This is a genomic window from Bacillus sp. GW821-FHT01G09, from assembly GCF_059422205.1.
The window spans coordinates 353,913-374,114 of the sequence record NZ_JBWKWL010000005.1; the positions used below are offsets into that span (position 1 = coordinate 353,913).

The window sequence follows — 20,202 nt, forward strand, 5'->3', positions numbered from 1 at the left end:
CATAGTCTGTGGATGTTATGTTTTGATAAGTAGTAATAAATATTACTTTAGCTGTAATTTGACTGCATATACTTTGATTGAGAACATAAAATGGTTATAGAAAAAGACGGATAACCCGGTTTGAAAGTAATTATAAAAAGGAGTTATAACGATGGTAAAAAGATTTTTTCTGGTTTTACTCACACTAATTATGTCTATAGTTGTTATGCTAGTGGCTGCTAAAAATTCTCCTGGAGATAATGTTATTTCATTTGAACAGCCTCGAATATTAATGATATCAATTGGGATAGTGGTATTTTTATTCATTCCCCCGTTAGTCATGTCCTTTTTTGGTAACTGGGTTGTAAGAATCGTATCTGGTGTATACCAATGTTTTATCGTTCTAACCTTTCTGGGGCTCATTCCAATAGGATTTCTTATTCCCGATGGCTTTTTGACCATTGTTGTTTCTATTGCAGGAACTTTAATCAGCATAGTTAGCGTTGTAGTAACCTTTATTGATAGGAATAAAGAAGTTAAATCTTAGCTGAAATAATAAAATAAGGTTAGAAGGCTTTATCCTTAATTTCAAGGAAAGGAGCTTTCTTTTTTTATAGGTTTATATGTTGCGAATGACTAACGCCCTTGATGACTTATGGTTGCTTTTAGTGTAGATACTCGGAAAGAGAGTTACAGGGCGTATCTTAACAGTTCCTAAATCTACAGCTCCCAAATTGTTCATTTACAATAAAATAAATCCTCTCAACGGGCTGCAATTTCTTGTCCATAATTTCTCGGTGTCTTTGAGATTCCAAAAATAGACGCAGAGCTTCGGACTGTAGAAGGAACCGATGCGGATGATCTGGAAAAAGGAGTTGGCCATTACAAAGGAAGCTATTATCCAGATGAAAACGGACAAATTGTTCTATCAGGCCATCGGGATACCGTCTTCCGCCGAACGGGAGAACTAAAAAAAGTGATCAATTAAAGGTTAAGCTGCCATATGGAAGTTTTCAGTATAAGATTGAGAACATGAAAATTGTCGATAAAAATGATACTTCCATTATTACGCTGCAGCATAGTGAAGAGGAGCTCATTCTAACTACGTGTTATCCATTTTCATATATCGGTAATGCACCAAAGCGGTATATTATTTATGGAAAACGGATTTGAGAAATCCAGAATATCAAAGATTAGGCTGACGAATTTTCGTCAGCCTTTTTCGTCAGGTTCTTTCTGCATTCTGCTCCATGATTAAATCAAAGTAATCTTAGTAAACGTAAAGGTATTTTATATTTTTGTATAAGTTTACTTTACTTTTATATAAGGTCGATTTATAATTTGGTTCAAGAGGTGATGGTCATGAAGAAAGATTTTGGTGATTCGATCTCAAATAAGGTTTATGAATATCGTGTACTTGCCAGATTGTCTCAGCAAGAATTAGCAAAGAAAGTCGGGGTTTCCAAACAAACCATCTTTGTAATGGAAAAAGGAAATTATGTTCCGACTCTGCTGTTAGCTTTTCGAATTGCCGAATTTTTTAATGTGGATGTAAACGAGATTTTTACTTATGAGAAAGGAAATGATCAAAAATGAAAATGAATTCGATCACAGATACGATCACTAACGCAATTTTTTCTCCTTTAAAGTCCTGGGCTGAACATTCTCCGGGAAATTGGAATATTCTTATTGGCAGTGGGTTTGTATTGCTTGTAGTCGGATTGATTCTGACATTTGTATTTCTTAAAAAAATGGGTAAGGCTGACGAAAGAACAAATCAAATATCATTAAAAAGTGCCCTCTTTATGTTATATGGAGTAATTTTGTGCGACTTGATTTTCCCGAAAGAATATATGTGGCAAGTTTTCTTCTTATTTAAATATTCTCTTGCCTTATTAGCTTCAGGAATCTATCTAGCCGTTCGATATAAAAAAGATTTTTTGTGAATTGAATAACCGAGAAAGATAGTGTCTCTGAAGTTTTAATTGTTTTAGGAGAGGGAACGAATATGAAATCATTTTATAATGAGATTTGGAGAAGTGAGGAAGTGGGTTTTTGCTCACCAATTATTAACCATAATTCATACAACCTTATAGAAATGATGTAAAGTGGAGTTAGAAAGTGTAATGAAAACAAGCTTTCATAATCAATGATATGGATTTACAATGTTGAGGGCCCAGTGGGGTGAATAACCCGTAAAGGTTCAAGTTCTCTCGGCCGCACCCCCAATAATACCAAGGGTTTAACCATCTTTGGCGTTATTCTTTTGCGGAAAATACGGCAACAAATGTACCGCATTGTGGAGTCCACTAAAAAAGTGCTGACCTCTGCACAACATCGTTGCGCGAGTCTGCACTTTTATTCTGCGATTATGGTGAGTTTATTTTAATCCGTTGTTAGCCGCGCCGATACTTGGCTTTTAGAAGCTTTTTTTAAGTGGCTAAAACTAACAAATTTTTTGCCTTCTTCATCCCATAGGCGGAACTTTAACGACTTAAGGCTTGTTGCCAGTGTAATGGTCGGAACGTTTTGCAATGGTTCAGTGTTGTTATGCACTTTTTCAAGCTTATAGTTTGGGACTCTCGGGCTTAAATGATGAACATGATGAAAACCGATATTGCCTGTTAGCCACTGCATGACTTTTGGAAGCTTATAAAAAGAGCTTCCTTCAACTGCTGCTTTTACATATTCCCAATGCTCATCTTCTTCAAAATAAGAATCCTCAAACGTATGCTGAATATAAAACATCCAAATTCCGAGAGAGCCCGATATCATAAAAATCGGCACCTGAACCAGCAGGAAGTTTTGCCAGCCAATAGCCCAACATAAAAGTGCTGCCAAAGCGACGATCCCCAGGTTCGTTACAAACGTATTCATCCGTTCTTTGCGTTTTGCCCCTTTTCGATTAAAACGATTGGCAATCCCGAAAACGTAAATCGGCCCAATAATAAACATAACAAACGGATTTCTGTACAATCGGTACATTATTTTTGTCTTAGTTGAGGCTTCCTTATATTCCTCAACCGTCAGTACCCAAATATCGCCTGTACCGCGTTTGTCCAGATTGCTGCTTGTCGCATGATGGACAGAATGGTCGTGTGCCCAATGATCAAAAGGATGCAGAGTCAGAATTCCTGTTAATGTTCCAAGGATTCGATTCGCCTTTCTGTTTTTAAAAAAGGAATAGTGGCAGCAATCATGAAAGATGATGAAGGTTCTCACTAAAAAACCTGCCGCAACAACAGAAATCGCTAATGTAAGGAAATAAGAAATCGACAAGCTCTTATATGCCAAACACCATAATAGGAAAAATGGCACCAATGTGTTAATGATTTGACAAATGCTTTTGTGTAAATCGGACTTTTCATAAGGTGTAACCAGTTTTCTCAAAGTCCTTAGGTTTTGTTCTTTCATATTCAAAAGTTTCCCCTTCCCTGGTGATCTTCTAAGTGTAAAAAACGTTTTATAGCCTTAGAAGGCCCAACGTGATACACCTCATATATGATAAGTATTCTTCCCATTCATCTGTAAAATTATTGGAAATAATAAACTGATTTCCAGTTTATTATTAGCAGAGTCAGCCGGGATACAAAAGGCGTATGAAGATTATACCCAGCACTTTATTGGGTCAAACTCTCTCAATGCTCCCCCATGGGGATCGATTTATTTGACCGTGAACATTGATTGTTTGAGGAAAAAAGGAATGAAGTAATGGGTATATCCATGAGTGACTGTTTGGAAACATCTGCAGAAACAAAGTTTTACAAGTGAACAGCCCTGCTTTTAAAAGATTATCTTGCTCTTGAACAAGAAACAGCTGAGCTAAGTACTATTAAGCAAAGAAAAAGGTTTGAAGACAACTCGTGATTCATTTTTCACGGTGTTTTCAAACCATAGTTTTTAATAGGCCTCTTATTCTGCGCTGGTATACACATGTTTAACAAATAATGCCATGAATAAATCGTAAATATAATTTGCAGTTATTTCCGATTCCTGATATAATAAAGAAGAATTATTTTTGTTCGGTGTAAAGGATAGTATGAAGATTGACTTTTCGTCTTGATGATACTTTGGGCAAGGATAGTATATACTGTGTGGTTACACACTAGGAGGCAACAAAAATGGAACAAGGTACAGTTAAATGGTTTAATGCAGAAAAAGGTTTTGGCTTTATCGAACGCGAAAATGGAGACGATGTATTCGTACACTTTTCTGCAATCCAAAGTGACGGATTCAAATCTTTAGACGAAGGTCAAAAAGTATCGTTTGACGTTGAGCAAGGTGCTCGTGGAGCTCAAGCTGCTAACGTTCAAAAAGCTTAATCTTCAATCGTTTATACAAACAGGCTCTTTATATAGGGCCTGTTTTTTTATGTCTATATCATACTCAATAAAAAACCCTACTCAACGTTCGAGTAGGGAGATGCTACAAGGTAATAGAAAAAGATTTAAAACTTCAAAGGTTTGTTTACAGTATAACATACTGGATTGACAATATGCGGAATGTATATAAATTATTTAATTTTTTGTTCAAATATAACTCTTTTTTTCACTAACCTGTTCGTTAATTTAAGTATAGATGAATTATAAAAATGGTTTCATCTAGATGTTATCAACTCGCATATCTCTTTTATGAGAAGAAGATAAACAATTATTATTCAATGTGGCAGTGGATATAAGAAATTCTTAAAAATAATGAGGAGATCGATTGTTTTTTTCTTCTGGAAATAATCACTTAGAGATACCTAAAACAATGAAAGCCCTACCTCTCTTCCATCCTTACGGCTCCTTGTCCGTGCCAGTGTGAATCAGGATACTAATAACAAGTGACTATTTTATTGAGTTTTTTGGTAAAACTTCAATCTTCGCAGAAGAAATGTAAATAATAAAAATGGATTAGAATGTAGGAATAACAAAAGAGGTCGTTAATGTTCTAAACATAAGTTGGAGAAGATTTGCTTTTCGTCATAATATTCCGAAATATTTTTTGGGATCAATACACTATCTAACCGAAACTTTTTATTTGCTTTTCAGTGATTCCTTTAATTACTTCCAGTTCACTAATCAAAAATTCATATGCATTATCCAGCATTTTTTTTTCGCTTGCATTAAGTGCTTTTTCTTTCTTCATACGCATTAAATCACGTACAACTTCAGCGCCTTCTTGTATTTCACCCGTTTTTATTTTGTCCGTGTTTATTTTATACCTTTGCTTCCATGGCAGTAACCTATCTGATTCTCCATGCTGAAAAATGTGCATAATGTGTTTTAATGCAAGTATATCGGTAACTGGTCGTATATTCGAACTCAATATTTTACGCGTTGGAATCATAACGGTCATATTACTGATTGACATTCTTATGACATAATACTGTTGTTTTTCCTCTAAGAATTCTTTTTCTTCTATGGCTTCAATTATACCTGCTCCGTGCATTGGATAAACAATGTTATCGCCAATTTGAAACATATCATCCACCTCCATATATGGTAACCTTCTTAAGATTACCATATATGGAGGTGGAATATCAAACTTTTAATAATAACATGATCGAATTTTTGATGTCAATAACTTTTTTTAAAAAACAGATCAAGCAAAAACAATAGGGAACGTGTCGGATTTCCAATCAAGGAAAAGGTCAATTGATCCGTGTATATCCTAAAACTTCGACTAATTAACATAGATCAGTTTTTCATTGAAAATGGGTTATTCAATTTCCTTTAGGAATTCATGACTTGGCTCAATGACATTACAGAAATGATTTGAGTAGATAAGAAAGAACGATATTCGTGAAATGTCAGCTAAAATATTTAAAGCACATGATTAAGTTCTAATTTCTTTACCGATTTGATATGGATAACGGCCGACTTACTTAATGATGCATTTTCACTTATCTTGCGAGCAGAAAAAGGTTTGTGGATATTGAACATTTTGCCACCAAATTGGCATTATTATCAGGGAAATTGACAACCTTCAAATGGTATTGAGGTGAGAAGAAAAATAAAGAAAGGAGGGATTATAAATGAAGACCAGAACATAAAGAAGTAAAGGGGAAAGAACAAGGTTAATTGAAAAGCAAACTATATAAAATAGTTTGCTTTTTTTTGTTATGAATTCACTCTTTTTCTTACTCTTTAATGACTAATAAAACACCGCTAAGAATTAAAAACGAACCTATCCAAAATGTCCCGCCTATTTGTTCTCCCAGCAGAATCCATCCGAGTAAGGTTCCAACCAGAGGCTGAAAAAAGAAAAAGAGGCCTCCACTTGAAGCATTTAATAATTGTAAGCCGCGGTTCCACAATAAAAAAGCACAAGCGGTTGAAACAATTCCCAAATACAAAAGACCACCTAGAATTTTAGGGTCATGCAGTTGTGGCGTGAAAATCGTGCTAGGTTTTACAAAAGGAGTTAGTGCCACAATGGCCACAAAAGTTGAATACGTGGTAACAAGTATAGGCGAATAGCTGTTTGGCACGCGTTTGATAAGCACTGACATCAGTGCCCATGTAAGTGCTGCAACAAGCAGAGAAATACCGCCAAGCTGATTAGAGGTATCAATATGTCCGTTTCCAACTATAAATAATACGCCTGTGGTTGCTAAAATTATTGAAGTTCCTTTTTTTATATTCAATGGTTCTTTAAGTAATAGACGAGCAAAAATAACCATGAACGCTGGTGTGGAGGACGTAATAATTGCTCCCATTTGTGCTGAAGACAACATCGTTCCATATTCTTGTGTAACAATTGAAATGGTGTTGCCAACAATTCCAATGGCCACAATTAATAAAAGATCGCGCTTATGAATTTTCCAAGATTGTTTCCTTATTAAACCAACAATAAGAAGCGCAAGGATAGCGATGACGTACCTGATCCAAACCAATTCAAAAGGCGGAATTACTGCGACAACAACCTTAACCACAACATACATGCCACCCCAGATACTAGCGGCTAAAGCTAAATATATAGAACCTAACAGGGTATTTTTCATTTTTTTGTTCCCTCCGTATTTAAAATTAGGTCAATAAATGCCCTAACGGAGAGAAGTAGTCACTTTACTCCATTAAGGGCAGAGAAGTGCTACTGGAACATCATTTTCAAATAGTGGAGCTAAAAACATGTCATGATCACCTCGATTTTTAAGAATGACTATCATTATACAATGTTGGTTTTAAAGCCGTAAACACCTTAAGGGGACTCCATTTAATAATAGAATAAACTTTATAAATTCATTTTTTTGTATGATAATGGCGTCATATTCATCGCTTGTTGAAATTTACTTATGAAATAACTGGTACTGTTAAATCCAACTTGATAAGACACTTCTGTCACATTAGATTCAGGGTGTTGCAGTAATAATAAGCTTTTTTGAATTCTATAATCCATTACATAACGTAATGGCGTCTTATTCAGCATTCGTTTAAAATAACGGCAGCACTCAGAACGGCTCAGTTGGCCAGCTTTTGCAATGTCCTCTAATGTGATTTTTTCAGCATAATGGAGATGGATCCAGTTTAACATTTGTTTCATTCGATGACTTTTTATCATTTCAGATTGATCGTACTCTAATTGAAAACCATTAACGACCAGGTTTTTCCACATTAACGTTAATTGCATCGTAATGTCAATCTCATAGAGCGATGTCTTTTGTTGAATCAATTGATTTATTTTTTTAACAGCATCTAGAATATTTTTTGCCCACTGTTGATTTCCATCCAAAAATAAATAGGACAAATTGGTTGAAAACATATAGGGCTGAACATAGCTTGAATACAGTTCCTGAGATAAAACGAAATGGGGTGACACATTCAAGCAAATATACGTACAATCCGAGCCTTCCTTTTCTTCGGCCATGTGCAGGCAGCCACTATTGATAAATAATCCATCCCCTTCGTGAACCTCTATTTTTTCTTCATTTATTTGAAAGAGAGCTATCCCTTTTAGTATCAAAACAAATTGGATTTCATCATGCCAATGAAGCGGAATATAGCCATTTATATTTTGATTGATCGTTGTCTTGTAACAGGCAACTGGTAATTCTACCGTTCGGTGCTCTGTTAATTCTTTTAAATTTTGATCGATCACAAAATTCTTCATTCTGACTCCTCACCTCAATATATTTATATTTTTTCATTCAATTTGAGTATTTTTTATCATGTTTTGCATTTATTATAACACTATTATTATATTTATTAGTGAGGAGTCATGTATGAATACTTCCAATAGAAGAATGGGATTGTTCTATGTTATAACAGGGGCGACATGTTGGGGGATTGGAGGCACAGTAGCCAAAAAACTTTTTCAAGAATATCAAATTGATGTCAATTGGCTTGTAACGACACGCTTGCTTACGGCTGGAATGTTACTTTTAATGCTGCAACTGTTCAGAAAGGATCGGTCTCAGGTTATTGAGGTTTGGAAAAACAAAGCGTCGGCTGGCCAGCTTCTTATTTTTGGCCTATTGGGAATGCTAGCTGTGCAGTACACATATATGGCATCCATTCAACATGGGAATGCTGCCGTTGCTACATTATTGCAATATTTATCCCCAGTAATCGTCATTATCTACACGCTTTTACGAAAACAAACGGTTCTTACCAAACAAGATATCATTACTGTTGTACTTGCTTTAGTGGGTTGCTTTTTTTTGTTAACAAATGGTTCAATGTCTCAACTTTCAGTGCCGGCAGCTGCAGTAGTATGGGGAGTTTTATCAGGATTCGCGGCAGCTTTTTATACTTTATATGCCGTTGGTTTATTACATAAATTTGATTCTCTTGTCGTTGTAGGTTGGGCTATGATTATTGGCGGTTTTGCATTGGGTTTTATCCATCCGCCATGGCAACTGGATTTTCAACGATTAACTGCTGAGGCGTATGCATATATTTTATTTGTGATATTATTTGGAACAATGATTGCGTTCTGGTTCTTCATAAAAAGCTTGGAAAGCCTTTCTCCCAAAGAAACAAGCCTATTAGGCAGTTTAGAACCTCTATCCGCTGTTGTAACAACTGTCGTTTGGTTAAAAGCGCCATTTGGTTCTTTTCAATGGATTGGTGCTATTTGTATTATAGGGATAACTTTAATATTGGCTTTACATAAAGAGCCTTCTATGCAAAGTGAAAAGTCGATATTAAAGATTAGGAATCATGCAAATCGGGATATATAAGGGCTTTTTTTGCTTACATGAACGGTCCGGCAATGAAAAACACTGGTGGAGTTTGAGCCCTCTCGGCAGTATCAAAAAGACCAAGGGTTTTGACGCCCTTGGTATTCTTTCTTCAAGAACCTTCAATTCTTCTTCTTTGTAATTGGTATCCAAATTTCACTTTTAAAAGATGGTGATGTTACATCCTTATGCTCGTTCCACAATATTTCTGGACCTTCTATTTGTTCGTAATTTGACGATGGAAACCATTCGGAATAAATACGTCCCCATACTTCTTGCAGTGTATCCGGAAATGGGCCGATTGATTCGAATACAGCCCATGTCGAGGCAGGAACTTCAAGCCGTGAGAAGTTATCTGGACACTGTTTCGTTGTGGCTGCGCCAATATAGTGATCGAGCTCTCCGTTTTCCTCTGTCCGACCTTCAGAAAAATTCGTGGATGCACTAATGAGGCCTGATGGTGCTACATTAGAAAGCTCTTTTAGTTTATTTATTGCTTTTTCATCTAAACTTTCCCACATAGATGCAATTTCCGGATTAATCCCTTTAAAAATAATAGGAACTCTTTTTTTAATGCCAACGATGCGAAATGCCTCTTTTTCTTCAATACGGTAGTTCATTTCATTTCCTCCTTTAATTGTTAGCTGGAAGGTCATTCGTGGATAAGCTTTAAGGGAATGGCCATTAAGTCTGGCTTTTGATGGGTTTGTGCCATGTAAATTTTGGAATGCCCGTGCAAAAGAATCTGGTGAGTTATAACCGTACTTTATTGCAATATCAATCACTTTTACATCGCTGTCTTTCAGTTCAAAAGCTGCAAGAGTAAGACGTCTGCGACGAATATATTCCGATAATGAAATACCTGCAAGGAAGGAAAACATCCTTTTAAAATGATATTCAGAGCAGAAAGCAAGCTTTGCTGCCTCTTGAAAATCAATATCGTTAGTGAGGTTTTCTTCAATATACTTTAACGCCCTATTCATACTTTTAAGCAAATCCATTTATTTGGCCTCCTTTAACCAAAGAATAACAGGAGTGAAATGTATTTATCCGACATTCTGTGCACAGTTTTGCAGGATGACTTATATGAAATAAAGTAAGTGATTCACTTGTATTTGTACAGGTTTTATTGAAGCATGCTGTTCATAAAAAGGCATCAATATAGAAAGTTATAATTGTCTTATAAGCAGCACGTTCATATAATTGAGTGAAAAAGGATGCGTATCATGCCTATCAATTCTTTTGAAAACTATCCGATGAGCTGGAAGCCATCGATTGATAAAGCTGAAAAGCCTATTTATAAAGCACTTGCAGGGCAATTGGAACAGGATATTTTAAACGGAGTTTTATTACCTGGAACAAAACTTCCTCCACAGCGAGAATTGGCCGATTATTTAGATTTAAATGTGAGTACGATTTCAAAAGCATTTAAAGTGTGTGAGTTAAAGGGGTTGTTAAGTGCGACTGTAGGGAGCGGCACATTTGTATCGTATGATGCGTTATCGAATTCGTATTTACTTGAGGATACAAAGCCGAAACATTTAATTGAAATGGGAGCAATACTTCCAGATCACGCTTCATATGAGCCCTTGTTACACCAACTAAAAAACATGGTTCAGGAGGAGGATTATGAAAAATGGTTTAGCTATGGCCGGGCAGGTGAAAGCCTTTGGCAAAAAGATGCAGCTGTAAAGCTCATCCAAAGAGGCGGGTTTGAAACAACTGTTGAACACATTTTATTTGCAAATGGGGGACAAAATGCGATTGCTGCGACTTTGGCGAGTCTTTGTAAGCCTGGAGACCGCATCGGTGTTGACCATCATACGTACCCTGGATTAAAAACTGTTGCATCATTGCTTAGTGTGCAAATCGTACCGATAAAATCAGAGAACGATGAAATGAGTCCGGAGTCACTTGAATATGCGTGTAAAAACGAAAATATTAAAGGTTTGTATTTGATCCCGGATTATCATAATCCGACGACTTCCTTTATGTCTGTTGAGAATCGAAGAATGGTTGCAGACATTGCAAAGAAATATAATCTATTTGTTATTGAAGATGCATCGTACCATCTTCTCAACAAAAATCCGCTTCCGGCACTCGCCTCATTCGCACCGCAACAGGTTATCCATATTGCAAGTTTATCAAAATCGTTAGCGCCAGGCCTGCGTTTGGCTTATGTAGCAGTGCCGAGACAATATAAGGAGCCAATATCAAAGGCGCTTTATAATTTAAATATAACCGTTTCCCCGCTATTAGCTGAACTTACTGCTCGCACGATTGTATCAAACAAATTTGAAGTCTTAATTGAGAGTCATCGTGAACAAACCATTCGCAGAAATCAACTCGTAAACCGATATGTTGCGGGATATACATGTTTAGGTGTTGAAACAGGCATTTTTCGTTGGTTGTTGTTACCGGGTAAAATGTCTGGTGCCGAATTTGAAGAATTGGCTGCTCGACATGGCGTGCAAGTGTATGCGGCTGAACGCTTTGTAGTGGGAAATAGTTGTCCTGAAAGGGCTGTAAGGGTTTCTGTCTGTGCACCAAAAACACTTGAAGAGCTTGAACAAGGATTAATGATCCTGAGACGTTTGCTAGACGATCTTACCTAATATTGTTTGCCATACAATTATGACATTGTATGGCTTTTTTGTGCGTGTTATGATGATCCACATCTAGAGGGAGGTTTATACAAAATTGGCTTTTAGAAAGGAAGGTCAGATGATGTTAGACAAGGACAGCGTAAAAGCAATAAATGTTCAAACTGCTTCATTACAAAGCTACATCGGTTCACCAGAAAAACAAAAATCGTTTTACAAGCGTACACTATTCGTTGTGAGTATCTCACAAATTTTTGGCGGTGCGGGGCTGGCGGCAGGAGTGACTGTCGGTGCGCTTATTGCACAGCAAATGCTGGGCACTGATGCGTTTGCTGGTCTTCCTTCTGCTTTATTTACTTTAGGGTCAGCAGGATCTGCATTAATTGTTGGAAGACTTTCTCAACGTTATGGCCGTCGAACAGGTCTTTCAGCTGGCTTTATGATTGGCGGACTTGGAGCAATAGGCGTTATTATGGCAGCAATCATAAATAGTATTTTCTTGTTATTTATTTCATTGCTTATTTACGGTGCAGGTACAGCCACTAATTTACAGGCCCGTTATGCAGGTACAGACTTAGCAAATCATAAGCAGCGAGCAACTGCTGTTAGTATTACGATGGTTTTTACTACATTTGGCGCAGTGGCAGGTCCAAGCTTAGTGAATGTGATGGGGGATTTCGCTCTTTCTATTGGTGTTCCATCACTTGCTGGCCCTTTCATTTTAGCCGCCGCAGCATATATGTTAGCAGGTGTGGTCCTTTTCATTATGCTTCGTCCAGATCCATTAGTTATAGCAAGAACAATAGAAGCGGCAAATGAAGAGCCTGGTGATAAAGGACATTTGGCGGCAACTGAGCATACAGAAAACAAAAAAGGGATAATCGTTGGGGCAACAGTTATGGTTCTTACTCAAATAGTAATGGTAGCTATTATGACAATGACACCGGTTCATATGAGACATCATGGGCATGACTTGGGTGCAGTCGGTCTTGTTATTGGTTTTCATATAGGTGCTATGTATCTCCCTTCACTGGTTACAGGTGTTCTTGTAGATAGGTTGGGACGTACCGCAATGGCTATTTCCTCTGGAACAACGTTGCTTTTGGCAGGTGTAATAGCAGCATTTGCTCCGGGAGATTCTATGGTTCTTCTCGTCATTGCTCTTTCTTTACTGGGATTAGGGTGGAATTTTGGTTTGATAAGCGGGACTGCCCTTATTGTAGATTCAACTGATACTGCCACACGAGCTAAAACGCAGGGGACAGTGGATGTTCTGATTGCGTTGTCAGGGGCTGCTGGCGGAGCATTATCTGGAATGATTGTGGCAGGTTCAAGTTACCTAGCATTATCATTTACTGGAGGGATGTTGTCCTTATTACTCATTCCAGTGGTGGTATGGTTTAGGGGACGATAAAGGATAGGATTGTTTAATTTACATTAATTTGTTATATTGTTAGATAAAGTCTATTGCGTCGTCTAATAATCTAACTATAGTTGCTCCATTAAATCTAAATCAGCAATTTTGGTATAAAGATTTGTGACCAGGATTCCTTATAGCTGTGTCACTCACTGCATATTCTTTAATTGAATCACATAAAATGGTTATCGGATTTGAAAAAGGCAGGATTACTCGCTTTAGGTAAAGGAGTCATAACGTTGTTAAAAAGGTTTTCTCTTGTTTTTGTTACACTAATGATGTCTATACTTGTTGTTTTAGCGGCCGCTAAGAGTCGCCTGGAGATCATGTCATCTCATTTGATGAACCTCTTATCTTGATGATCTCAATTGGGATCGTTGTATTTTTATTTATCCCTCCATTAGTCATGTCCTTTTTTGGCAATTTGGTTGTAAGAATAATATCTGGTGTATACCAATGTTTTATCGTTTTCACTTTTCTGGGGCTCATTCCAATTGGATTTCTTATTCCCAATGGCTTTTTGACAATTCTAGTTTCTATTGCAGGAACTTTAGTCAGTATAGCTAGTGTTGCCGTAACCTTATGCATTGGCAAGAATAAAGAAGATATATAATAATTGAATTGTTATTTTTTCAGATTGTCAGTGGAATAATAAAACAAGATGAGAAGGCTTTGTGGGCCTTCTTTTTTTTGTTGTTGCATCATCCCCACTTTAAGCTTAATCTATTGAATAATAAGAGAAGGAACCTATAGAAGAATAAAATAAATAACGAGATGTCAAAAATAAAACTGGACTTCATTATTGTGAATTCACGTAAATGTAAAAAGATTGGAAAGAGGGGAATTCCTTCATGACAAATAGCAGAACAAATCCGAAGGTTGATGAATTTTTAAGTAAAGCGAAAAAGTGGAAGGAAGAATTTGAGAAGTTGAGAACCATCATTCTTGACTGTGAGCTGACTGAAGATTTTAAGTGGATGCATCCTTGTTACACATATCATAATAAAAATATTGTTTTAATACATGGGTTTAAAGAATATTGCGCGCTTCTGTTTCACAAAGGTGCCCTATTACAGGATGCCCATGGAATTCTCATTCAACAAACGGAGAATGTACAGGCGGCGCGCCAGATTCGGTTTACAAATGTTCAGGAAATAAATGAGCGAGAAAACATTTTGAAAGCCTATATTCACGAAGCCATTGAAGTTGAAAAAGCCGGTTTGAAAGTGGAAGTTAACAAAAATATTGAATTGAACATTCCTGAAGAACTTCAAAAAAAATTCGATGAAATCCCTGCATTGAAAATTGCTTTTGAAGCTTTGACTCCGGGACGGCAAAGAGCGTACACTCTTTATTTTTCTCAAGCCAAACAATCCAAAACCCGAGAATCGAGAGTCGAAAAATATGTGCAAAAAATTCTCGATGGAAAGGGATTAAAGGATTAGGCACGCCAAGGTTTAGGCTAAAGGAATAGCATCATAGCGTAATAAGATCATTTCTATAGAAGAAAAACAAGCATAGTAAGATGCTTGTTTTTTCTTAGGACAACATTCACTTACTGCTGAAATGCTTCTTTTGATTAACATTGTATGCCACTAGACAGCGTTATAAAATATTAATGCAACACCTAGAAATCATACGATCCAATGAAATAGCTCAATGGTACGGCTCATCACATTTAGAATGCCTAGGAGAACTAATAGAACCGGAAGATTTTTCAGCAAGTTACTGCACTTCAAACTTTGTTTTTATATTAATATATCTTATTTCCTTATTAACCATTGTATTTAGTCAGGTACAGACAAACGAATACTGATTAATGAATCATCATGATATCAATGAGCCGCTTGATTTTTTCCTTGTCACCTGTATCAACATACACTGTTTTTCTGTTTTTTATGATATTCTCAGTCACTTCCCTCATGACGCCTTTTTCTACATCATCAGCGGAATCCCAGCGTAAAGGCACATTATATACATGAATCGTGCCATCCCCATTGCCATGATAAGTGACTGATCCATCCACTAAACGAGAACCTGCTAACTGGGTTACATCTTCTGGATAGCTGGCACTTGTATCATCATTAGGATTAATTGGCTCGCCAGCCGAAATATGTCGAACATTTAATTCATCTATCTCTTGATTAGGTCCAAGTTGAAGCCAAACTCTGGCATATTCGATTTTTTCCGAAGAGTATGCTGCCAATACATTGTCTTCTTTGCTTTTCTCTTCTGCTGAAGAGGTCTCATTTGCAGCTTTTGTTGCGGATTCTTCTGATTCTGTTATTGGCTCCGCTTCATCCTTGCGTATTTTGGTGCTCTCTTCAGGCTCAGTGTGTTTTTCGTCAGTTTGCACAGCAGAAGCTTGATTTGAAGGTTGATGTGCTTCTTCATCCTTACTGCCCATACATCCAGCAAGCAAAATCATGAGCAGCAGGGCAGTAATACAAAAATATATCTTTCTGTGTTTCTTCATTCTTTCATTCATTCCTCCCTCTCCATTAACTCAGGTCAGCTTCATATATAAGTTTATGTATCTAAATATTACCATGGAATAGATAGGATGATATTGAAAACTGTTTAAGAAGAGGAAACGATCTTGAATAACATCGCGAAAACTTAAGAATTCTTAAGAAGTTTTGCCCCTTTTTCTGTGTTTTTAAGCGGGAACATGATGAAGGATTTAGAACGTAAATATCCAGAGTTGAAAAAATTATTGGAGACTTACAATTATAAGTTTTTGGCGCTGGGGATGATTTGTCCAATAGCTCCAACAGATGTCGTTTGTTTTTTATCGGCAGCTGTAGGAATCAAGTATACCACTTACATTTTAACGGTTATCGTTACGAATATCCCTTTATTGATATTTTCGAGTTTCATTGTGATCAATTTTAGTGAGTCATTAATGGGAACTGTATTGGTTGTCGCATCATTTGTTTTGGTTTCTATTGTATCCATTAAAATGTGGAACACCCTTAAGCATAAACGGAGCACATAGAAATGCCACGGGACTAGCCATTTATAGCTTATAAGCACCTGTAGAGATTTAAGTTCTTTCGGTATCCAATAATACCAAGGGTATAACTGCCCTTGGTATTATGTTCTGCTGCACATATATAAACCCTCCATTTTCGTTTGTAGATCCTTTTTAATTTTTGTATTTTAGGTTGAATGATCACCAGAAGAAAAATGAACGCATGATCTGAAAAGCTGTTTTGTCGCAAAATAAATAAATCAACGATAACAATCTCGCTACTACGATAGATTTTGATTACTGTATATAATCGTTTTTTAGTAAATGCTCTTTCATTTTTTGAATTGCCTTCGCTTCGTCGGCTCCATGAGCGTATATATGTATTTCGGTTCCTGGTTTAATTCCTAAATCCATAATGTCCATGATGGCTTTTGGCGCTTGTTTGAGGTTAACAGTTTTCCCTTGGTATTCAAGAAAAATATCTGATGTAAACCGATGAGCTATACTGACTAACAGGGTAGCTGGTCGCGCAAACCCTGTTTCCTTAATGATCGTAAATTGTCTTTTAATCATTCTTCACCTCATTAAAGTCTGCCTCTTGACGGATTTAAGTTGGGCTGCAGATCAAATTTGAATTTAGAGTACCTTTAGGATAAGTGATCTAATTTCATCGAAATAACACTCTTTCTTTGTGTTTACAAAATAATTCTCAACTAACTAAAATGGACAATGACTTCATTCGAGAAAAAAGCATGATTCACTAATCAACATTTGTTTATTATTGTAAATAAAAACATGGTGTGTACAATGGTTACATTCAGGCGATTTGTTGATTATTCAACATTCCACTCTAAATTGTTGATTATCTTAAGAAAGTTTGGTGAAAAGCTATGTCCAAAGTGGATAGAAGAATAACCAAAAGCCAAGAGGCTATTAAAATAGCTCTGATTGAGCTGATGACTGAAAAAAGTTTTGATCATATTACGATTAAGGAAATTTCTGAAAGGGCAAATGTAAACCGGGGAACAATCTATCTTCATTACTTAGATAAATTTGATCTATTAGAAAAAATTATGGAAGAGCATATAAACAATATGGGGGATTTTTGTGAGTCGGCAGCTGAAATGGACTGGATTGAATCGACTGTACACTGCATGGAATACCTTGAGAGTAATTATTTATTCTTTTCGACGATGTTAGCCAGTGAAGGCGCTCGATATTTTCGCAGTCAGTTCCTTAAGTTTAATATCGAAGAGTTCAGGAAAGATGTAGATGTAACGAAAGGCAAGAATTACGGCCAAAGTGAAGATGTCATTGTTGAATTTATAGCAAATGCTTACGTAGGGGTAGTGGAATGGTGGTTGAAAAACGAAATGCCTTACCCGCCTCGTGTCATGGCAGAAAAAGTGGGGGATTTGTTAGAGCGGATTTTATAATGGCGTCAGGTAAATGGGTGTTGCGAATCGTTAGGAACAAGAATGTGACTTATTTGTCTAAGCGAGAGATTCAAGTCTCCTCGATCGCATACAAAATACCAAGGGTTGCAGGCCCTTGGTATTTTTATACCTTCATGCATTTTTGAAGTTTATGCTTAATGGTCTGCCTTACTTTGCAAATCGCCGAGCTGCGGCAACGCACATGATAACGGCGATATTCACTGCTACGAGTGCCCAGCCTACTTTCTCGTGCAGTATCACTGAGGCAAGCAGCAGTCCAAAAAAAGGCTGGAGAAGCTGGAGCTGCCCAACCGCTGCAATTCCCCCTTGGGCAAGACCTCGATACCAGAACACGAAGCCAATCAGCATGCTGAATAAGGATACATATGCAAGACTGAGCAGCGCGGGAACGCCGATCGCCGACCATGAGTCCGGCGTAAAAAAGAACGACAATGGCAGCATAAGAGGAAGCGACAGAACGAGTGCCCATGAGATCACCTGCCAATTCCCCAGACGCCGTGAAAGTTTGGCCCCTTCTGCATAACCAAGACCGCATACGACAATAGAAGCCAGCATGTACGCGTCGCCAAGCGGGGATGAACCTCCCCCCTGAATGAGGGCGAAACCTGCTACTAACAAGCTGCCGGCAGCTGAGAAAATCCAGAAGACGGGCCGAGGGCGTTCACCCCCGCGCAGTACGCCGAAGACTGCCGTTGCGAGTGGAAGAAGTCCAATGAAGACAATGGCGTGTGCGGATGTGACATGCTGAAGCGCTAAAGCTGTCAGCAACGGGAAACCAATCACTACGCCAAACGCTACCACTAATAATGAAATGAGGTCTCTTTTGGCAGGATGCTGCTGCCGGAAGATGAGAAGGAGACCTCCCGCCAGTACACCAGCTATCGCAGCGCGGCAAACTGTGAGAAATAACGGATCGAAGTCTGACACAGCCAAACGGGTCGCAGGCAGCGAGCCGCTGAAAATGAGTACGCCTATAAAACCATTTATCCAGCCATTTGTTGTTTTGTTCATTATAATCACTCCACATATCTTTCTTGTTCATTGTCTGTATTTTCTTAACAAAACCAGCAGCTAAGGATTACAATGACTATAAACTGGAATTGGCCTTTTTTAAACGGCCAGTTTTCATAAAAAAATGCATACCAGTTAGGAGAACAACGTGCAAATGGATATCACGCCTTTTTTGAATAGAAATCTGGATAGTCCGCTTTATCAGCAGCTTTATCGGTATTTTAAAGAAAATATGCATCGGGGCTGTATTCAAAAAGGAATGAAGCTTCCTTCAAAAAGACTCTTGGCGAATCAGCTTTCCATCAGCCAAACGACTGTAGAACGTGCCTATGAACAGCTCGCTGCTGAGGGCTATATTGTGAGCAAGCCAAGAAGCGGGTGGTTTGCTGATTATCATGATTCTGATTTTGCTTATGATAGAATGCCAAGCACAACACCCATCCAACAAGAAGCAGAAGAAAATAAACAATGGATTGATTTTCATTATGGGAATGTAGATTCTTCTTACTTCCCTTTTTCCGCATGGCGAAAAAGCATGGTCAATAGCTTAGACCAATATGGACACGAGCTTTATCGGCCGGGACATGTTTTAGGAGAGTTTGAGCTGAGAACACTCATTGCAGAGTACCTGTATCAATCTCGGGGGGTTCATTGCGGCCCTGAACAAGTGATTATAGGAGCCGGGAACCCTATTCTGCTGCAAATCTTGTGCCAAGTTTTTGAGCCGAATATTTCTATAGGGTATGAGGATCCTGGTTATCCAAGAGCACGCAAGATTTTTGAAGCCAACCGCATGAATATTGTTCCTATACCAGTCGATGATGAAGGAATCTGTATACAGAAGGTCAAAGAACAGCAGCCAAACCTTGTATATGTCACACCTTCCCATCAATTTACGCTGGGAACCATAATGACAATAAACAGAAGAATTCAGCTGCTCAAATGGGCGGCCGAAAATCAATCCTTTATCATAGAGGATGATTATGACGGGGAATTTAGGTACACAGGACAGCCGGTTCCTTCTCTTCAAGGGCTTGATCAGCATAACCGTGTCATTTATATGGGCACTTTTTCTAAGTCTCTTTTGCCCTCGCTGCGTATCAGCTATATGATTCTTCCTTCACCTCTTTTAAAAAAGGGGCATGAAATCACGTCCTTATATAAGCAAACAGTGTCCTGCCACAGTCAGCTAACCCTAGCTGAATTTATAAAAAATGGAGAGTGGCAAAAACACATCAACAGAATGAGAAAACTTTACCGCAAAAAAAGAGCCATTGTATTAGAGGCAGTGCAAAGGGAATTAGGAGAGCATGTCAGAATCCGCGGAGAAAACTCTGGGCTTCGTATCTTACTTGACGCTTATTTGCCATTTGGTGAAAAAGAGTTAATTGAGAAGGCGAAAAAACATGGAGTAAAAATTTATCCTGTTTCTCTTTCTTATCAAAATCATCCTCCTGCAAAAACGGTCTCGCTCGGGTTTGCAGGGGTTTCTGAATCCGACATAAGAGAAGGCATAAAAAAACTGAAGGCTGCCTGGAAGATATGAGGGAGCTTTCAGTTTAGCAAAACGGCCAAGTGACGGAACTAAGTGTTGA

19 protein-coding genes and 2 pseudogenes are annotated in these 20,202 nt (G+C 37.8%); 13 read left to right on the plus strand and 8 right to left on the minus strand.

All coding sequences use genetic code 11. From position 1 onward, the window contains the following. Window positions 1-151 precede the first annotated feature (151 nt). From AC07VD_RS18105 to AC07VD_RS18120, 4 genes and pseudogenes are all read left to right on the plus strand, one after another. Window positions 152-526: a YdeH family membrane protein gene (locus AC07VD_RS18105; RefSeq protein ID WP_029317380.1), complete on the plus strand. Its 375-nt coding sequence runs from the start codon at window positions 152-154 to the stop codon at window positions 524-526. A 249-nt stretch (window positions 527-775) separates the two neighbouring features. Further along, window positions 776-1,152: pseudogene (gene srtD, locus AC07VD_RS18110) on the plus strand (class D sortase, LPxTATN-specific); the annotation flags it as partial. 189 nt (window positions 1,153-1,341) lie between these two features. Beyond that, window positions 1,342-1,575 (plus strand): helix-turn-helix transcriptional regulator, encoded by a 234-nt coding sequence (locus AC07VD_RS18115; protein ID WP_003240464.1) that lies wholly within the window; start codon window positions 1,342-1,344, stop codon window positions 1,573-1,575. Continuing rightward, window positions 1,572-1,925, plus strand: coding sequence for a hypothetical protein (locus tag AC07VD_RS18120; protein WP_033883540.1), 354 nt, complete (start codon window positions 1,572-1,574; stop codon window positions 1,923-1,925). Before AC07VD_RS18115 ends, AC07VD_RS18120 begins: the two co-directional genes overlap by 4 nt. A gap of 439 nt (window positions 1,926-2,364) precedes the next feature. Here the strand turns inward: AC07VD_RS18120 and desA are convergent, their stop codons facing one another. Continuing rightward, the gene (desA, locus tag AC07VD_RS18125; RefSeq protein WP_129092256.1) at window positions 2,365-3,393 is read right to left on the minus strand and encodes a Delta(5) desaturase DesA; all 1,029 of its coding nucleotides are present in this window, start codon (window positions 3,391-3,393) and stop codon (window positions 2,365-2,367) included. A 139-nt stretch (window positions 3,394-3,532) separates the two neighbouring features. Here desA and AC07VD_RS18130 point away from each other — a divergent pair, with 139 nt between their 5' ends. Further along, window positions 3,533-3,691: a molecular chaperone TorD family protein gene (locus AC07VD_RS18130; protein WP_349897605.1), complete on the plus strand. Its 159-nt coding sequence runs from the start codon at window positions 3,533-3,535 to the stop codon at window positions 3,689-3,691. 409 nt (window positions 3,692-4,100) lie between these two features. After that, window positions 4,101-4,301: a cold shock protein CspC gene (gene cspC, locus AC07VD_RS18135; protein WP_003234247.1), complete on the plus strand. Its 201-nt coding sequence runs from the start codon at window positions 4,101-4,103 to the stop codon at window positions 4,299-4,301. A 682-nt stretch (window positions 4,302-4,983) separates the two neighbouring features. On the opposite strand, the gene AC07VD_RS18140 is transcribed toward cspC, so the two are convergent. The 3 genes from AC07VD_RS18140 to AC07VD_RS18150 form a co-directional block, all read right to left on the minus strand. Continuing rightward, a complete protein-coding gene (locus tag AC07VD_RS18140; protein ID WP_024572643.1) occupies window positions 4,984-5,445 on the minus strand; it encodes a CarD family transcriptional regulator in 462 nt (153 codons plus the stop codon). 658 nt (window positions 5,446-6,103) lie between these two features. Next, the gene (locus tag AC07VD_RS18145; RefSeq protein ID WP_128740047.1) at window positions 6,104-6,967 is read right to left on the minus strand and encodes a DMT family transporter; all 864 of its coding nucleotides are present in this window, start codon (window positions 6,965-6,967) and stop codon (window positions 6,104-6,106) included. A gap of 230 nt (window positions 6,968-7,197) precedes the next feature. Next, entirely contained in the window at window positions 7,198-8,073 is an 876-nt protein-coding gene (locus AC07VD_RS18150) for an AraC family transcriptional regulator (protein WP_024572645.1), read from the minus strand. 112 nt (window positions 8,074-8,185) lie between these two features. On the opposite strand from AC07VD_RS18150, the gene AC07VD_RS18155 reads away from it, so the two are divergent. After that, entirely contained in the window at window positions 8,186-9,145 is a 960-nt protein-coding gene (locus tag AC07VD_RS18155; RefSeq protein ID WP_440671412.1) for a DMT family transporter, read from the plus strand. Window positions 9,146-9,267: 122 nt separating this feature from the next. Here the strand turns inward: AC07VD_RS18155 and AC07VD_RS18160 are convergent, their stop codons facing one another. Further along, entirely contained in the window at window positions 9,268-10,146 is an 879-nt protein-coding gene (locus tag AC07VD_RS18160; RefSeq protein WP_217018535.1) for an AraC family transcriptional regulator, read from the minus strand. 225 nt (window positions 10,147-10,371) lie between these two features. Between AC07VD_RS18160 and AC07VD_RS18165 the strand changes: the two genes are divergently transcribed. From AC07VD_RS18165 to AC07VD_RS18180, 4 genes and pseudogenes are all read left to right on the plus strand, one after another. Beyond that, entirely contained in the window at window positions 10,372-11,760 is a 1,389-nt protein-coding gene (locus AC07VD_RS18165; protein ID WP_494721901.1) for an aminotransferase-like domain-containing protein, read from the plus strand. A 109-nt stretch (window positions 11,761-11,869) separates the two neighbouring features. Next, the gene (locus tag AC07VD_RS18170) at window positions 11,870-13,162 is read left to right on the plus strand and encodes an MFS transporter (RefSeq protein ID WP_494721919.1); all 1,293 of its coding nucleotides are present in this window, start codon (window positions 11,870-11,872) and stop codon (window positions 13,160-13,162) included. Window positions 13,163-13,404: 242 nt separating this feature from the next. Next, a pseudogene (locus AC07VD_RS18175) lies at window positions 13,405-13,778 on the plus strand (YdeH family membrane protein). Window positions 13,779-14,016: 238 nt separating this feature from the next. Continuing rightward, complete coding sequence (locus AC07VD_RS18180; RefSeq protein WP_494721902.1) at window positions 14,017-14,610, plus strand: YdeI/OmpD-associated family protein; 594 nt, start codon at window positions 14,017-14,019, stop codon at window positions 14,608-14,610. A gap of 371 nt (window positions 14,611-14,981) precedes the next feature. Here AC07VD_RS18180 and AC07VD_RS18185 read toward each other — a convergent pair whose 3' ends face one another. After that, window positions 14,982-15,641 (minus strand): YdeJ family lipoprotein, encoded by a 660-nt coding sequence (locus AC07VD_RS18185; RefSeq protein WP_124060101.1) that lies wholly within the window; start codon window positions 15,639-15,641, stop codon window positions 14,982-14,984. A 795-nt stretch (window positions 15,642-16,436) separates the two neighbouring features. Next, window positions 16,437-16,712 carry an HPr family phosphocarrier protein gene (locus AC07VD_RS18190; protein WP_014478952.1) on the minus strand — a complete coding sequence of 92 codons (276 nt, stop codon included), beginning with the start codon at window positions 16,710-16,712 and terminating at the stop codon, window positions 16,437-16,439. Between the two features lie 317 nt (window positions 16,713-17,029). Between AC07VD_RS18190 and AC07VD_RS18195 the strand changes: the two genes are divergently transcribed. Continuing rightward, window positions 17,030-17,575 (plus strand): TetR/AcrR family transcriptional regulator, encoded by a 546-nt coding sequence (locus AC07VD_RS18195; protein ID WP_015252737.1) that lies wholly within the window; start codon window positions 17,030-17,032, stop codon window positions 17,573-17,575. Window positions 17,576-17,743: 168 nt separating this feature from the next. Here AC07VD_RS18195 and AC07VD_RS18200 read toward each other — a convergent pair whose 3' ends face one another. Continuing rightward, window positions 17,744-18,607, minus strand: a complete 864-nt coding sequence (locus AC07VD_RS18200) for a DMT family transporter (protein ID WP_003234225.1) — start codon at window positions 18,605-18,607, stop codon at window positions 17,744-17,746. Between the two features lie 154 nt (window positions 18,608-18,761). On the opposite strand from AC07VD_RS18200, the gene pdxR reads away from it, so the two are divergent. Beyond that, entirely contained in the window at window positions 18,762-20,153 is a 1,392-nt protein-coding gene (gene pdxR, locus AC07VD_RS18205) for a MocR-like pyridoxine biosynthesis transcription factor PdxR (protein WP_494721920.1), read from the plus strand. The last annotated feature ends 49 nt before the right edge of the window (window positions 20,154-20,202 follow it).

Excerpts from the sequence above, each read along its gene's own strand:
- AC07VD_RS18105 (WP_029317380.1), top strand. The coding sequence starts at position 152 with ATGGTAAAAAGATTTTTTCTGGTTTTACTCACACTAATTATGTCTATA.
- AC07VD_RS18115 (WP_003240464.1), top strand. The coding sequence starts at position 1,342 with ATGAAGAAAGATTTTGGTGATTCGATCTCAAATAAGGTTTATGAATAT.
- AC07VD_RS18120 (WP_033883540.1), top strand. The coding sequence starts at position 1,572 with ATGAAAATGAATTCGATCACAGATACGATCACTAACGCAATTTTTTCT.
- desA (WP_129092256.1), bottom strand. The coding sequence starts at position 3,393 with ATGAAAGAACAAAACCTAAGGACTTTGAGAAAACTGGTTACACCTTAT.
- cspC (WP_003234247.1), top strand. The coding sequence starts at position 4,101 with ATGGAACAAGGTACAGTTAAATGGTTTAATGCAGAAAAAGGTTTTGGC.
- AC07VD_RS18140 (WP_024572643.1), bottom strand. The coding sequence starts at position 5,445 with ATGTTTCAAATTGGCGATAACATTGTTTATCCAATGCACGGAGCAGGT.
- AC07VD_RS18145 (WP_128740047.1), bottom strand. The coding sequence starts at position 6,967 with ATGAAAAATACCCTGTTAGGTTCTATATATTTAGCTTTAGCCGCTAGT.
- AC07VD_RS18150 (WP_024572645.1), bottom strand. The coding sequence starts at position 8,073 with ATGAAGAATTTTGTGATCGATCAAAATTTAAAAGAATTAACAGAGCAC.
- AC07VD_RS18155 (WP_440671412.1), top strand. The coding sequence starts at position 8,186 with ATGAATACTTCCAATAGAAGAATGGGATTGTTCTATGTTATAACAGGG.
- AC07VD_RS18160 (WP_217018535.1), bottom strand. The coding sequence starts at position 10,146 with ATGGATTTGCTTAAAAGTATGAATAGGGCGTTAAAGTATATTGAAGAA.
- AC07VD_RS18165 (WP_494721901.1), top strand. The coding sequence starts at position 10,372 with ATGCCTATCAATTCTTTTGAAAACTATCCGATGAGCTGGAAGCCATCG.
- AC07VD_RS18170 (WP_494721919.1), top strand. The coding sequence starts at position 11,870 with ATGATGTTAGACAAGGACAGCGTAAAAGCAATAAATGTTCAAACTGCT.
- AC07VD_RS18180 (WP_494721902.1), top strand. The coding sequence starts at position 14,017 with ATGACAAATAGCAGAACAAATCCGAAGGTTGATGAATTTTTAAGTAAA.
- AC07VD_RS18185 (WP_124060101.1), bottom strand. The coding sequence starts at position 15,641 with ATGAAGAAACACAGAAAGATATATTTTTGTATTACTGCCCTGCTGCTC.
- AC07VD_RS18190 (WP_014478952.1), bottom strand. The coding sequence starts at position 16,712 with ATGATTAAAAGACAATTTACGATCATTAAGGAAACAGGGTTTGCGCGA.
- AC07VD_RS18195 (WP_015252737.1), top strand. The coding sequence starts at position 17,030 with ATGTCCAAAGTGGATAGAAGAATAACCAAAAGCCAAGAGGCTATTAAA.
- AC07VD_RS18200 (WP_003234225.1), bottom strand. The coding sequence starts at position 18,607 with ATGAACAAAACAACAAATGGCTGGATAAATGGTTTTATAGGCGTACTC.
- pdxR (WP_494721920.1), top strand. The coding sequence starts at position 18,762 with ATGGATATCACGCCTTTTTTGAATAGAAATCTGGATAGTCCGCTTTAT.